This window comes from Pontibacter ummariensis (genome assembly GCF_900188175.1).
Classification (GTDB): Bacteria; Bacteroidota; Bacteroidia; order Cytophagales; family Hymenobacteraceae; genus Pontibacter; species Pontibacter ummariensis.
In genome coordinates this window covers 1-14,309 of the sequence record NZ_FZOQ01000048.1, presented here as the reverse complement: position 1 = coordinate 14,309, position 14,309 = coordinate 1, and the positions used below count along the sequence as shown (strand labels likewise).

Below are 14,309 nucleotides of genomic sequence, written 5' to 3'. Positions count from 1 at the left end.
CCACGAGTGATCCCATCGTGCCCAGGATGAGCAATGTGCCGAGTATTACAAAGAGGTAGAAGAAAAACTTTCTTGTGTTGTCCATGTTGCTAGATATATTGCATTCGCTGCTATATACCAATAGTAAAAGATACTGGTTACAGTTAGCCAGCGATAGCAGAAGCGAGTTCGCGGAAAAGCTAGCAGCAGCCTCATTGGCCATAACAGACTGCTCTTAGGGAACGCTTTAACTTTAGACAGCGGCCTTCAAGCTGTTCGTTCGATGCTGCGATACTTTTATGTACAGTTTGTAAAGGTACTATCTCAGGGCCAGGGAAGAGGAAGATAACTGGCGCCTCAAACAGTTCATTCCTCTACGTTATTTGATCCTTTTCGTAGTTGCCTGCACCCTAAAGTAGCACCCACAGTCGGAGGAAAATAAATTATTGGCAGCGGTATGATTTTTGCTATTTTGAGTTTATTTCTGCATCGGCAGTCAGTAGTAATGTAAAACCTGGATAGTTTCTTCTTTCTAAATTTAATAAGAGAAATGCCTTTGAAAACACTTTACCTCACAGATTACTGCAAGATAGATGCAGATTTGGAACGAAAGCTATTGAGGGCGCAGTGGCTTCGTCCCGTAGATGAGCAGGAAGCAAGGCAGGTTGGGGCAAAGCTTTGCCAAGTACTTCGAGAAACGCGTCTAGAAAGACTAGTCATTGATACACGCGCCTTGGGCACTCTTGACCCTGGCGTGAAGGAGTGGATGTCTACCTCCTTTTTCTGCTTGCTATCTCAATCAGGATTAAAGCAGCTGGGGCGGGTCCTACCAGACTCGGCCTTTAGCAGAGTGTCTCTTAAAGCGATATCTACTCGGGCGGAAGCATTAGGAGGAGTAAATTTTATGCTAAAGAACTTCACTGACGAAGAGCAGGCATACCTCTGGCTCGGCTATTAAGCTGCTAAGCACTCTCTGGCGATTCTTGGGCGACAGAGGCTATGGGGAGTGAAGTGAGTCTTAACCCCTCTGAAGTACCACCTGATCAGGCAACAATAGGAGATACCAATAGTAGCACCGCTAAATCAAGGGGTAATAAACATAACAGACAGGCTAAAGCTAAGTCCTGACAAACATACAGTGGAGCCTGTGCAAATTGCTTATACCGCCTCTATAAGTCTTTAATTGGCCCTGCAGTTACTGTGATTCCCTAGGCAATAGCTCTCCCCCGGCTGTTATGCCCCTTAAGTGCAGGCCTTGCCGCTGTTTAGGTACCTAGTGGAAAACTAAACACAAAGCCGGTGCCGTCAGGGGTAAAGCCATGGACCCGTACTGCTCCTGCCTTTGAGGCACGGAGAGCGTTGCTTATATCTGAAATACTGTTGACGGGCACGCCGTTGAAATGCGTTATGACAGTACCCTCGGGTATACCAGCCGAATCGAAGAAGCCCCCTCTTTGCAGTTGCGTGATGTACACCCCGGATCGTAGGCCGTACTGCCGTTTGGTGCTTTCTGGTAAGGGTGCAAAAGCGGCACCGAGCATGCCCGCCAGGTTCCTTTCAGTCACGTCCTTATACTCTTCCTCGCCCTTCAGTCTGACGTATACACGGCTTGTACGCCCGCCACGGAAATAGGAGATCTCTACCTGATCCCCAGGGTGGTGCCTGGCTATTCTTTCCGAAAGTTCGGCCGATGACGCTACGCGCACCCCATCTATGCTCTGAATAATGTCTCCCTCTCTCAGTCCCGCCACCGCAGCTGCGCCTCCTGGTTGTACTCCTGTGATGAACACGCCGATCACCAGGGCAGGATCTATTCCGCGCTCCCGCCATAGTTGGTCTTCGATAGCCGGTGCCGGAAAACTGACGCCTAGGTACCCACGCCTTACCTCCCCGTATTTGCGGAAGTCGCTCACCACCTTTCGCATGAGGTTTACGGGTATGGCAAAACCGTAGCCGGCATAACTGCCGGTCTGGGAGGCGATAGCGGCGTTAATACCGATCAACTGACCATTGGCATTCACCAAAGCGCCACCGCTGTTGCCTGGATTGATGGCTGCGTCTGTCTGAATAAAGGACTCAATAGGAGTGTTGGGAGCAAGCTGAGAGGCGTCTTCATAGCTTCCCTGGCCCTGATGGTTCAGGATGCCGATGCTTCTTCCCTTGGCACTGATGATACCGGCGGTTACCGTAGAGTTAAGGGATAAAGGGTAACCTACAGCCAAAACCCACTCACCCACCTGTACGTTGTCCGAGTTTCCTAAGGGTACAACTGGCAGGTCTGCCCCATCCACTTTTAAAAGGGCAAGGTCGGTGTTGGGGTCTCTGCCAACTAAGGTCGCCTTATAGACACGTTTATCCGGCAAAACAACCTCTATTGCCGCAGCATGCTCTATAACATGGTTGTTAGTGACGATGTAGCCGTCTGGCGAGATGATGACCCCGGAACCGGAACCACGGACTGGGGTTTGTGCCTGGGGAAGGCCAAAGAAACCGTAGAGGGAGTTAGCAGATCTGCGGTCCTCGCCTTCATACAAGGTTTTGATGTGAACCACGGCCGGGGCTACCAAAGACGCAGCCTGTACAAAGTCCGGGTTCACCGGAGCAGAGCCAGGGCGTATGTGGTTGCTGGCAAAGCGTATACCTGCATAGGTGGGTAGCTCGGATTGATACTTCGCTTTCTCCCTATCTTCAAAGTGCTTATAACCTGCTATGGCAAGTACAGCAGATAAGAGGGAAATTATGATTGCAAAGGCTGCCTGCTTCATTTTGCATCAACGTTTTCATCTCATGATAACCAGTTCCGGCAAATTTATATAGAACGAGCCGCTTGTCAAGCCTGCCGGACAGGTAGGGGCAGACCAGGACAGTAAAGCTCTACATAACGTAAGGCTGTTTAGAGGGTTTTGGCCTCCCTTTATAGTAATTGTAGCCATCTTAAGGAATCCTCCTGTTCTAAAACAGATGGTTCTGCCCAAGTAACTGTTCACGTGCGGCAAAGGAACAGATAAGAAGATGAACAAAGTGGTATACAGCCTATCGATAAAAATGTCTGTTGCCGGACTTTTCTCCCGCTCCTATAGCAGGCAAGCGTACAGAGAAAGGTCTGTATTGTGGGCTTCCAATAGAACACATACGCAGCAAACTATGTTGCTCCACCCAATGCTGTTACTAGTCCGTTTATCCGTGCTTGCGGGGTTATCAGGTACTGTACGCTTTTTTTTTAAGTCTCCGGCAATGTTACACTAAGCCAGTGATCGCCCTTCCTCCTTTAGTGACCAAAAATCTTGGCGTCCTAAGTCAATCACCCTACCTATCTTCGTTCTAATGCCCGCTCCTGTTTCGACTTTGTAAAACTTGTATTTTAGCAGTACTTTCTTTAAGACGCTCACACCTGATTAGTATACTAAGTTTAATAGCCCAAGCCTTTAACCAGGCGAGCTAAACGGAACATGCTGATCAGCAGGACAGAAGACTTGCTTTGCCCCCTTATTGGCATTACCTTTGTATAACTCATAGTCCCTGATCCTCCGTGACCGTCATTCAGATAAAGGAGAAACAAACCTTTTCCTGACCCTGCACGTTGGACAGACAAAATTAAAAGACAAGACTTGCGCTACCTATTCCATATCATCTTAGTTATGTCCTTGCTGTTTAGCACGGCAGGGTTTGCTGTAACTAAGCATTTCTGTGGAAAGGAGCTGGCAAGCATCTCAGTAGGGACTGAAGCGGAGAAGTCCTGCTGCAATCCTCATGACATGCCTGAAGGCTGTGACTGCAACAGCGACACGGATCATCTGTCCGTCGACGATGACTTTCAGTTGGATCAGCAGGTTATCAAGCTGACGCCCCAACTGCAGGCGACACTAGTGCATTTAATAAGTGAGCTGCGCCTTGCGCTTTTGCTTGACGAGCCGTCCAAAAAACTTTTATTCCACTCCAAGCAGCCCCCTTTAGCTGAATCCGACATCTACGTCAAGGTTCAGTCATTCCTTATTTAGAACATAGTTTTTCTTTTGTAGGTACAGCCTTTACATAAGGCTTGTAGCTGCTGGCTTTGCCTTTGCAGAGCCGCGTTGTCTATTCCTTTGCAACAAGAAACAACTATGCTTAACAGAATAATTAGGTTTTTCTTAGAGAATAAACTGGTAACGGCCTTGCTGACTGTTGCCTTTGTGGCCTGGGGTATTTCCACGGCTCCCTTTAACTGGGAGGGCGATCTGATCCCCAGGGACCCTGTGCCGGTCGATGCGATTCCGGACATAGGGGAAAACCAGCAGATCGTTTATACCGAGTGGATGGGTAAGTCCCCACAGGACATCGAGGACCAAATCACCTACCCGCTTACCACCTCCCTACTGGGTGTCCCGGGTGTAAAAACCGTCCGCAGTAGCTCCATGTTCGGTGTATCGAGTATCTACGTCATCTTTGAGGAGGATGTGGAGTTCTATTGGAGCCGCTCCAGAATTTTAGAGAAGTTAAACTCCCTGCCCGCAGGCACTTTGCCCGAGGGCGTCCAGCCTGCCCTCGGGCCTGATGCCACGGCGCTTGGTCAGGTATACTGGTATACGCTGGAGGGCCGAAACCCGGAAACAGGGGAGCCAACCGGTGGCTGGGACCCGCAGGAGCTCCGCTCCATCCAGGACTTCTATGTGAAGTATTCCCTGTCGGCAGCTGAGGGCGTCTCTGAGGTGGCCTCTATAGGCGGTTACATCAAAGAGTACCAGGTGGACATTGACCCTATCGCCATGAAGAGCCATGGGGTGAACGTGAACCAGATCATGGAGGCCGTCCAGGAAAGCAACCAGGATGTGGGAGCCCGCACCATTGAGTTCAACAAAGCCGAGTATTTGGTGCGCGGCCTGGGCTATATCGAAAGCATCGATGACCTGGAAGAGGCGGTGGTGGCCGTGAATAACAACACCCCGATCCGGCTGCAGGATGTGGCCCGCGTCCAGCTCGGCCCAGCCACACGGCGAGGCGGGCTGGACAAAGGCGGAGCCGAAGCGACGGGAGGAGTGGTCGTGGCCCGTTACGGCTCCAACCCTTTAGAAGTCATTAATAATGTAAAGGACCAGATTGAGGAGATAGCCCCTGGCCTGCCGAGCAAGGTGCTACCGGACGGTACCGTCTCTAAAGTAACGGTAGTGCCTTTTTACGACCGCACGGGCCTGATCTACGAGACGCTGGGCACCCTGGAGGAGGCCCTTACCCTGGAGATCCTGATCAGTATCATCGTCGTGGTGGTCCTGGTGCTGAACCTACGCGCCTCCATTCTTATCTCCAGCCTGCTGCCGATCGGGGTGCTGATGACCTTTATTGTGATGCGCTATGCCGGTGTGGACGCCAATATCGTGGCCCTGTCGGGTATTGCCATTGCCATTGGCGTGATGCTGGACGTGGGGGTCATCTTTACCGAAAACATCATCCGCCACCTGGAGATGCCGCAGAACCAGGTGCGCTCTAAGCTGGAAGTGATCTACGAAGGGGCTACAGAGATTGCCTCGGCTGTGATGACGGCGCTGGCCACCACCATTATCAGCTTTATTCCGGTTTTTGCCATGACAGGGCAGGAAGGCAAACTCTTCGGCCCCCTGGCCTTCACCAAGACCTTTGCGCTTGTAGCGGCCCTCTTTATCGGTATCGTTATAATCCCCGCCCTTGCCCATGCGCTGTTCTCTCTGCAGTTTGGCAAGAGCAAAACCAGGAGGATATGGAACTTCGGCCTGATTGCCTTAGGCATCCTGGTACTGTTCTATGTACCCTGGGCAGGCGTTATGCTGCTGGCTCTGGGAATAAACAACCTGCTGGAGCCGTACTGGCCTGAAGATAAAAAGCAATACACCAATTACATCAACATCGGTATTGTGCTGGCAGGGGTTCTTTACTTCTTAACCAGAGAGTGGCTGCCGCTGGGCGCTGGCCAAAGTTACTTTACGAACCTTGTATTCGTGGCCGGTATCATTACCCTTGTGCTGGGCATCCTGCTTTCCATGGTCCGTTACTACCAGTCTATACTGACCTGGTGCCTGGAGAACAAGTGGAAGTTCCTCTCCATCCCCATCGGAATCGTGCTGTTCGGTATTCTGGCCTGGCAGGGCTTTGACAAAGTGTTTGGTTTTGTAGCCACCGGTGCTGAGAAGCTGGGATGGAACGTGCGGGAGACAGGTGCCTGGGTGGCCGTCAGTGAGACTTTCCCGGGAGCTGGTGAGGAGTTTATGCCGCCTTTGAACGAGGGCTCTTTCCTGCTGATGCCTTCCACGATGCCGCACACCGGCGTGGAGGAGAACATTGAGACGATCCGCCAGCTCGACATGTTGGTAACGGCAATTCCCGAGGTGGACGTAACGGTCGGCAAGTGGGGACGTGCTGCCACTGCCCTCGACCCTGCCCCGATCTCCATGTTCGAGAACGTGGTCAACTACAAGTCGGAGTATGTGCGGGATGAGGACGGGCGTCGCGTTGCCTTCGAGGTGAATGACGAAGGGCAGTACGTGCTCAGAAACGGCGCGGTGTTTGACCCCGAGACCATGGACCGCACGGACCTGGACGTGTCCCTGTTGGTGCCGGACCCGGATGGGGAGTACTTCCGCCAGTGGCGAGACCATATCCAGTCCCCGGACGACATTTGGGAGGAGATCGTCGCGGTCTCTAACCTGCCGGGCATGACCTCGGCCCCGAAACTGCAGCCGATCGCCACGCGCCTGATCATGCTATCAACCGGTATGCGGGCACCCATGGGGCTGAAAGTGTACGGACCTGACCTGGAGACTATTGAAGAGGTAGGCCTGCAAATGGAGGATATCTTAAAAGAAGTCCCCGGTGTAAAGGACGCCTCCGTTTTCGCAGACCGCGTGGTCGGAAAGCCTTACATGGAGTTTGACATCAACCGTCAGGCAATCGCGCGCTACGGCCTGTCCATTGCCGATGTGCAGCGGATCATCAACGCGGCCATTGGCGGTATGGGCATGACCACCACCGTGGAGGGGCGTGAGCGCTATGCCGTGCGGGTGCGCTACGCACGGGAGTTCCGCGACAATCCCGAGGACGTGAAAGGCCTTCTGGTGCCCACCCCCACCGGGGCGCAGGTGCCCTTGGGGCAGCTGGCGGAGATAAACTACGTGCAGGGACCGCAGAACATCAAAAGTGAGGACACTTATCTCCTTGGCTATGTCATCTTCGATAAGGAGGAGGGCTTTGCAGAGGTAGAGGTGGTGGAGAACGCACAGGAAGTGATCCGCGAGAAGATCGCCTCCGGGAAGTTTGAGGTACCGGCCGGCGTGAGCTACAAGTTCGCGGGGAACTATGAAAACCAGCTAAGGGCCTCCAAGACCCTTTCCATTGTCATCCCGATCAGTCTGCTGGCCATCTTCCTGCTCCTGTACTTTCAGTTCGGAGAGGTACAGCCCACGCTGATGGCCTTCTCGGGCGTGTTCGTGGCTTTCTCAGGAGGCTTTATCCTGCTGTGGCTCTACAACCAGCCCTGGTTCCTGGACTTCACCCTCTTCGGGGAGAACATGCGCGACGTGTTTCAGATACGCCCCATCAACCTGAGCGTGGCCGTGTGGGTGGGCTTTATAGCCCTTTTCGGTGTGGCTACAGACGATGGCGTGCTCATGGGAACTTACCTCAAGCAGGTATTTGCCAGGGAAGACACAACGGACAGGGACTCCATTCGCAAAGCAGTTGTAATGGCGGGTAGCCAACGCGTGCGACCAGCTGTGATGACAACAGCCACCACCATCATTGCCCTGCTACCAGTACTTACCTCAACCGGAAAAGGCTCGGATATTATGATCCCGATGGCCATTCCGACATTCGGGGGCATGTTCATTCAGTCCATTACCATGTTCGTGGTGCCTGTGCTCTACAGCATGTGGCAGGAAAGAAAATGGGCGGGAAAACCAAAAGCAGAAAGCATAGCATCATGAAAGATAAAAGATATAACAAGTTAAAAGCCTGGGTGCTTACCCTCTCTCTTGCCTTGCTGCCACTGCATTCACAAGCACAGGAACCGGCACAGCAAGAAGAGCGGCCCCTTGATAAATACCTGGCGCTAGGGGGGGCAAACAACCCTAAGCTCAAGGCCCTGTTCACCCAATACCTCGCGGCGCTGGAGCAAATACCCCAGGTAGGCACCCTGCCCGACCCACAGGTTACGTTTGGCTACTTCATCCAACCTATCGAAACACGTGTGGGAGCGCAGAAGGCTACCTTTTCTGCCAGTCAAATGTTTCCGTGGTTTGGGACACTGGAGGCCCAGGAACTGGTTGCCGCCCAGAAAGCCAAGGTAAAGTACCACCTCTTCCACGAGGCCATGGTAGAGCTTTACAGAGACATAAGGGTTACCTATAACGACCTGTACTACCTGCAGACGGCGACCAGGATCACTGAAGAGAACCTGGAGATTCTTAAGGCTTTCAAGGAGCTGGCCCAAACCTACTTCGAGACAGACCAGGCAGGGCTTTCGTCCGTGCTGCAGGTAGAGATAGAGGAAGAGGAGCTGAGGAGCAGGCTCGAGTACCTGGTGGACAGCAAAGAGCCCTTGGTAACAAAGTTCGAGCAGCTGCTGAACACAGACCTGGAGGAGCCTGTCGCCTTTCCGGATTCCCTCTGGGAGGAAGAGCTGCTGCTGGAGAAGGAAGAGATTTTTCAGGTTTTACTGGCAAAGAACCCTCGCCTGCTTCACATGGATGAGCAGGCCCAGGTTTACGAAGAGCAGGTAAAGGTAGCAGAGAAGCTGGGGCTCCCCTCCTTTACCCTGGGAGGCACTTACACCAACGTGGTGCCACGGGATGGCGTGGAACTGCCTGACAACGGACAGGACGCTATTATCTTCCCACAGGTGGGGGTTAAGCTTCCTATCTATCGCAAGAAGTACAAGGCCATGCAAAAGGAAGCCCTGTTGGAGAAAGAGGCCGTGCAGCTCCGAAAAGAAAACCTTGAGAACGAGCTACTGACAGAGCTGGAGCAGGAGTACAGGGACCTGCTGGAGGCGCGGAGAAGGGTGGCCTTGTACAAAAGGCTGACCAGGTTAGCTGAAGAGTCTTTCACGCTGCTACAAGAGGAGTTCTCCACCGGTAGCAAAAGCTTTGAGGAGGTGCTGCGCATGGAGCGCCAGCTGCTCAACTACCGCTTGGAATTGGCTGAGGCCAGAACAAACCTGAACAATCAAGTTTATAACATCAACTACCTAATGGGAAGCCAATATGAATCAGAAGATAGATAAAAGAACATGGTATTTCGGGTTGGGCTTTTTAGCGCTCGGCCTGCTTTTGGGCTGGCTTTTCTTTGGCGGCTCCGAGGAGCCTGCCGAAGAAGAAACGGAGCTGGCCCATGAGCACGGAGAGGATGATGAAGGGACTATCTGGACCTGTGCCATGCACCCTCAGATACGGATGGATGAGCCGGGCCTATGCCCGATCTGCGGCATGGAGCTGATCCCTGTGCAGGAAGGCGGCGCTGTCGTTTCCGACTACGAGATTCAGATGACGGAGGAGGCGCTGCAACTGGCGAACGTGCAGACCACGGTGGTACAGCAGGCAGAACCGACCAAGGAAATATACCTGCCGGGAAAAGTAAAGGCAGAGGAAACAGCCGTGTCAGACATAACGGCGCGCTTCCCGGGGCGCATAGAGCGGTTGTATGTAAATTTTACGGGGCAGGAAGTAAAAAAGGGCCAGTTGCTGGCCAGCATTTACTCCCCCGAGCTGATCACGGCGCAAAAGGAACTGCTGGTGGCGGCGCGCCTGAGAGAGACTAACCCTTCGTTTTATGAGTCAGCTGTCCGCAAGCTAAAGCTATGGAACCTGTCGGATGCTCAAATCCGGAGCATCGTTAACAGCGGAGAGCTTCAGGATAATTTTAATATTTACGCCACCCAGTCCGGCACCGTGGTAGCCAAGAACGTCAACGAGGGGGAGTACGTCAGCGAGGGCCAGCCCCTGTTCCAGGTTACGGGGCTGGATGACCTGTGGGTCACGTTCGACGCCTATGAAAGCGAGTTGCCCTGGATTGAGGTGGGGGATGAGATTAGCTTCACCGTGCAGTCACTTCCAGGGGAGGTGTTCACCAGCACAGTAACCTTCATAGACCCGGTCATCAACCCCGAAACACGGGCCGCCTCTGTGCGGACGGAGGTGCAGAACAACAACGGCAAGCTAAAGCCCGAAATGTTTGCGCAGGGCGTGCTCCAGAGCGATCTGGATTTGCCTACCAGTGCGCTGATGATTCCGAGGACGGCTGTGCTGTGGACAGGAAAAAGAGCTGTGGTCTATGTAAAGGACAATGCGTTCGAGCAACCAACCTTTGAGTTCAGGGAGGTGGAATTGGGCCCTGAGGCAGGGGGAATGTACGTTGTGAACAGCGGACTGGAGCCCGGGGAGGAGATCGTGACCAACGGCGTGTTCCAGGTGGATGCGGCAGCTCAGCTCCAGGGCAAGGTGAGCATGATGAACCCTAAAGCAGCTGAAGCAGCCGATGTAGAGGCAAACCTGTCACAGACCAGCACCTTCAAATACGTGGAGGGGGATGTGGCGGACTTCAGAGCTCAGGTTCCTGCAGCTTTCAAGAAACAGCTGAACGACGTGGTAGACGCCTATCTGCTTTTAAAGGAGGCGTTGGTAGAGGCCGACGAAAAGGAGATAGCAAAATACAGCACCGCCTTAGTGGTTGCCCTGGACCGGGTGGACGATAAACTGCTCAAAGGTGAGGCAAAGGACTTCTGGGAGGAGAAGAAAGCCTTCCTGTTCCGGCACGCTAAGTTGAGCAAAGAAGCGGACACCATAGAGGGGAAGCGCGAGAACTTCATTTTCCTGTCCCAGCCCTTAATTAAGATAGTCGAGGCTTTCGGAGCGCGGCAAACGCTCTACGTGGATTACTGCCCCATGGTGGATGCTTACTGGCTAAGCGCGGTAGAAGAGATCCGCAACCCGTTCATGCCGGAGATGCTGACTTGCGGGGAGGTGAAAGATGTAATCAAACCATAATTTTTTTATAACTCAGAGTTAAGTAAAGATGAGAAAGAACAATTTAAAATGGACCTCTATGATCGTAGCGATCATGTTTGTGGCCTTTATATCAGCATGTAACAGCGAACAGGGTGCTGAGGAAGCAGAAGGCATGGAAATGGCTGACGACATGGGTGAAATGGAAAGAATGGACCACGTGGAAGACATGGACATGATGCAGGAAAACGAAGCAGTAACCGCTGTCAGCACAGAAGGAGAACCGGCGTTTGTTGTGGCGTACATGAACATCAAGAACGCCCTGGTGAACGACAATTACGAGCAGGTACAACAGGCGGCATCTAATTTGCAGGAAGGCCTGGAGAAGAGTGAACTGACCGAAGAGCAGCGCAGCCAACTGAAGGAAAGCGCCAGCCAGCTAGCCGGGGCACAGGACATTGAGGCCCAGCGCAAAGCCTTTGTCCAGCTATCACGGCAGCTGTATGAGGTAGTGAAAAACAACGATGTAACCGACAAACCGCTTTACTGGCAGCACTGCCCCATGGCCATGAACAACCAAGGCGCCAACTGGCTAAGCTATGAGGAGCAGGTCAGAAATCCTTTTATGGGGCAGAAAATGCCCGGATGCGGCTCTGTTGAAGAAACGATTTAATGAGATTAAATTTTAGTACCCTTTATAACACAAACACAATCATGAGAAAGAATATCGCGATGCTCGCCCTTATGTTCGGTTCCTTTACTATGGTTTCAGTACAGGCACAGGACACTAACAGTGCAGAAAAGACCGTAATCGCCAAAGCACAGTCCAGTGCTACATTTGAAGTGAACGGAAAGTGCGGGATGTGCAAGAAGCGTATCGAAAAAGCAGCCCTGGGGCAGGAAGGCGTTAAGTCAGCAGTGTGGGACGTGAAGACAAAAGCCCTGGCAGTGAAGTATGACCCGGCGAAAGTGTCGGAGGCAGACATCCAGAAGCAGGTGGCTAGTGTAGGACACGACACAGCACAGGCTAAGGCAACGGATGAGGCATACAACAGCCTTCCTGGTTGCTGCAAGTACACTAGAAAATAGTCAGAGGGCAGGGGTAAAAAGCTCCTGCCTTTTTGCTTCGTGACAAGTAAACCAGAAAGCAAAGACCAGTCTGCTCATAAACTCTAAGCAGGGGGTAAGGGGCATTACGACGGCACACAGGGTGAGGATGTGGACCGGCTGATTAACGACATGGACCTATTGCTTAAGGAGGAGAACTTCACAGAGAAACAATAGACAGAGACGATGGAAGGAACAACTTACCAGATCAAGAACATGGTCTGCCCTCGTTGCATCACAGTGATAAGCAGCGAGCTAGAGGCGCTGGGAGTTAAGTTTGGTATAGACAAGCTGGGAGAGATCACAATCCTGGACCAAGGCCCAGTGGACATGGCAGCTATCAAACAAGTGTTGGAAAAGCATGACTTTGAGATGATTCAGGACAAGGACGAGCTGGTGGTAGAGCAGGTCAAGCTGGCCGTGCTGGACCTTGTGCATGGAAGAGAAACAACCAACAACCTCCGCAACTCGGATTACATCGCAGAGAGAATCGGACAATCCTACAGTAGCCTGAGTAAAATATTCTCGAAACGAGAGGGTGTGACAATTGAGAAGTTTATCATCCTTCAGAAAATCGGTAAGGTAAAGGAGTTATTGGAGTACGGGGATATGAACCTAAGCGAAATTGCCCGTAAGCTAGGCTATAGCAGTGTGCACCATCTTTCCAACCAGTTTAAGGCTATCACCGGTATGACAGTCAATGAGTACAAGGACACTGAGGAGAAGGAGAGAAATTCCTAGGAAATAGCTCAGGCAGGATCTTGTACATTTCATCCGGAATCCTGTACAACGGATAATGGTTTTTTGGGGTTTACTATACTAAAGATGCTAAGGTAAGCATCCAGATAACCAACCTTTAAAAAAACCGATTATGAATACTAAGATGAAAATGGTTCTCGCCGCACTTTCCGTGGCCTTGCTAATGGTAGTGTCGTTCAACGTGTTCTCGCAGGGGAACAAACCGCAGCAGGAAGACAAAGGCAAGAGGTCCGGCTGCATGGGTATGATGCAGGACGAGGCCCAGATGAAAGACTGCATGACCATGATGGCGAAAGATATGGAAGGATGTATGGCCATGATGGAAAGCAAGGAGATGAAAGAGATGTGTGCCAACATGATGGCCTCTATGAAAGAATCTTCTTCCAAGTGCGACATGCACGGAATGATGGGCGAAGGCAATAAGAAAGCTACAGCGCCGGAGACCCAGAAGCTCTAATAAAGTGAGTGCAGGCTGCAGAGCCAGAGTGGATGCCTCGTGAACGGGCGGCATTTACAAGGGAATAAGTACAGGGGGCGCTGGTTTTAGTTGTTTGTCTGGGCGCCCCTACCGGCCCTAAAAAGCCAGTGCCATAGCGAGACAAGCGACATAAACAACAGTGTTAAACTCAAAGAATTATAAAAATGGAATTTTTCGGATTTGGTTTCTTATGCACACTTCTTTTCGCAGGGGTGGTGTTTATACTCCTCTACGAGTTGTTCTCCTCTAAGGACCGTGCAAAGGAAAACCCACTGGATATACTACGAAAGAAATATGCCTCCTTTGAAATGAGTACTGAGGCATACGAAGAGCGCAAACAAGTACTGGAGCGGGACTTAAAAAACAGATAGCATTACCTAAAGCCTGTCTAAGCAGGCAGGCTTTTCATTTATATTTTAACCTATTCTTTTTAACCAAAAACAAAAACTATGAATCACAATCACAACAACAGCCCGAACAAAGACCTGCTTCGCATCCTGGCGCAATGCGCCGACGAGTGCGACCACTGCTTTGACATGTGTTTGGAAAACGATAGGACTGATGACTTGGTCCGCGCTCTCCGGGCCTGTAGGGACTGCGCCAGGGTTTGCCGCGTTACTGCAAGCTTTGTAGCCTCGAACTCAGCCTTTGCCAGGCAGATGGTAGAACTCTGCGCGGAGATATGCAAGCAGTGTGCCGACACTTGCGAGAACAACACGGATAAAGAGCAGGAGTGCAAGGCCTGTGCTAAGATCTGCCGTGAGTGTGAGGAGGCCTGCAGAAACTTTAAAGGCGTAGGCGCATAAGCTTTCTCCCCGTTTGTGCCATAGAAAAAGGCCTGCTCTAGATGGGCAGGCCTTTTCCAAGGGGTGCCAGTACAGTAAACCTCACAGTCACTCACGATAAAAGCAAGTTCAGGTCCAGCCATTACAACCAGGTAGTAAAGCATATGCCGTTCTTACAGATATACTGGTTAGCACTGCGTACAAGTAATGAGCAGAGCTAGGGCAGTTTTTACTAAGCTTTTGATTCCGCCCTGGGGT

The 14,309-nt window shown here is 51.9% G+C and carries 11 protein-coding genes; 10 read left to right on the top strand and 1 reads right to left on the bottom strand.

The window, feature by feature from the left end:
- Positions 1-1,244 precede the first annotated feature (1,244 nt).
- Positions 1,245-2,744 (bottom strand): trypsin-like peptidase domain-containing protein, encoded by a 1,500-nt coding sequence (locus CHB92_RS24840; RefSeq protein ID WP_089321943.1) that lies wholly within the window; start codon positions 2,742-2,744, stop codon positions 1,245-1,247.
- A gap of 843 nt (positions 2,745-3,587) precedes the next feature.
- Here CHB92_RS24840 and CHB92_RS24835 point away from each other — a divergent pair.
- From CHB92_RS24835 to CHB92_RS24790, 10 genes are all read left to right on the top strand, one after another.
- Complete coding sequence (locus tag CHB92_RS24835) at positions 3,588-3,977, top strand: HYC_CC_PP family protein (protein WP_144266395.1); 390 nt, start codon at positions 3,588-3,590, stop codon at positions 3,975-3,977.
- 105 nt (positions 3,978-4,082) lie between these two features.
- On the top strand, positions 4,083-7,907 hold the full coding sequence (locus CHB92_RS24830; protein ID WP_089321941.1) for an efflux RND transporter permease subunit: 3,825 nt from the start codon (positions 4,083-4,085) through the stop codon (positions 7,905-7,907).
- Entirely contained in the window at positions 7,904-9,205 is a 1,302-nt protein-coding gene (locus CHB92_RS24825) for a TolC family protein (RefSeq protein ID WP_179223156.1), read from the top strand. The genes CHB92_RS24830 and CHB92_RS24825 overlap by 4 nt, the downstream gene beginning before the upstream one ends.
- Positions 9,186-10,964 carry an efflux RND transporter periplasmic adaptor subunit gene (locus CHB92_RS24820; protein WP_089321939.1) on the top strand — a complete coding sequence of 593 codons (1,779 nt, stop codon included), beginning with the start codon at positions 9,186-9,188 and terminating at the stop codon, positions 10,962-10,964. The genes CHB92_RS24825 and CHB92_RS24820 overlap by 20 nt, the downstream gene beginning before the upstream one ends.
- Positions 10,965-10,992: 28 nt before the next feature.
- Complete coding sequence (locus tag CHB92_RS24815; RefSeq protein WP_089321938.1) at positions 10,993-11,595, top strand: DUF3347 domain-containing protein; 603 nt, start codon at positions 10,993-10,995, stop codon at positions 11,593-11,595.
- A 41-nt stretch (positions 11,596-11,636) separates the two neighbouring features.
- Positions 11,637-12,011: a heavy-metal-associated domain-containing protein gene (locus CHB92_RS24810; protein ID WP_089321937.1), complete on the top strand. Its 375-nt coding sequence runs from the start codon at positions 11,637-11,639 to the stop codon at positions 12,009-12,011.
- Positions 12,012-12,215: 204 nt separating this feature from the next.
- Complete coding sequence (locus CHB92_RS24805) at positions 12,216-12,770, top strand: helix-turn-helix domain-containing protein (RefSeq protein ID WP_089321936.1); 555 nt, start codon at positions 12,216-12,218, stop codon at positions 12,768-12,770.
- 130 nt (positions 12,771-12,900) lie between these two features.
- Complete coding sequence (locus CHB92_RS24800) at positions 12,901-13,245, top strand: hypothetical protein (RefSeq protein ID WP_089321935.1); 345 nt, start codon at positions 12,901-12,903, stop codon at positions 13,243-13,245.
- Between the two features lie 185 nt (positions 13,246-13,430).
- Positions 13,431-13,637 (top strand): SHOCT domain-containing protein, encoded by a 207-nt coding sequence (locus CHB92_RS24795; RefSeq protein ID WP_089321934.1) that lies wholly within the window; start codon positions 13,431-13,433, stop codon positions 13,635-13,637.
- A gap of 78 nt (positions 13,638-13,715) precedes the next feature.
- The gene (locus CHB92_RS24790) at positions 13,716-14,072 is read left to right on the top strand and encodes a four-helix bundle copper-binding protein (RefSeq protein WP_089321933.1); all 357 of its coding nucleotides are present in this window, start codon (positions 13,716-13,718) and stop codon (positions 14,070-14,072) included.
- Positions 14,073-14,309 lie beyond the last annotated feature (237 nt).

Coding starts and splice junctions, on each gene's coding strand:
- CHB92_RS24790 (WP_089321933.1), top strand. CDS start 13,716: ATGAATCACAATCACAACAACAGCCCGAACAAAGACCTGCTTCGCATC.
- CHB92_RS24820 (WP_089321939.1), top strand. CDS start 9,186: ATGAATCAGAAGATAGATAAAAGAACATGGTATTTCGGGTTGGGCTTT.
- CHB92_RS24840 (WP_089321943.1), bottom strand. CDS start 2,744: ATGAAGCAGGCAGCCTTTGCAATCATAATTTCCCTCTTATCTGCTGTA.
- CHB92_RS24800 (WP_089321935.1), top strand. CDS start 12,901: ATGAATACTAAGATGAAAATGGTTCTCGCCGCACTTTCCGTGGCCTTG.
- CHB92_RS24825 (WP_179223156.1), top strand. CDS start 7,904: ATGAAAGATAAAAGATATAACAAGTTAAAAGCCTGGGTGCTTACCCTC.
- CHB92_RS24815 (WP_089321938.1), top strand. CDS start 10,993: ATGAGAAAGAACAATTTAAAATGGACCTCTATGATCGTAGCGATCATG.
- CHB92_RS24805 (WP_089321936.1), top strand. CDS start 12,216: ATGGAAGGAACAACTTACCAGATCAAGAACATGGTCTGCCCTCGTTGC.
- CHB92_RS24810 (WP_089321937.1), top strand. CDS start 11,637: ATGAGAAAGAATATCGCGATGCTCGCCCTTATGTTCGGTTCCTTTACT.
- CHB92_RS24830 (WP_089321941.1), top strand. CDS start 4,083: ATGCTTAACAGAATAATTAGGTTTTTCTTAGAGAATAAACTGGTAACG.
- CHB92_RS24795 (WP_089321934.1), top strand. CDS start 13,431: ATGGAATTTTTCGGATTTGGTTTCTTATGCACACTTCTTTTCGCAGGG.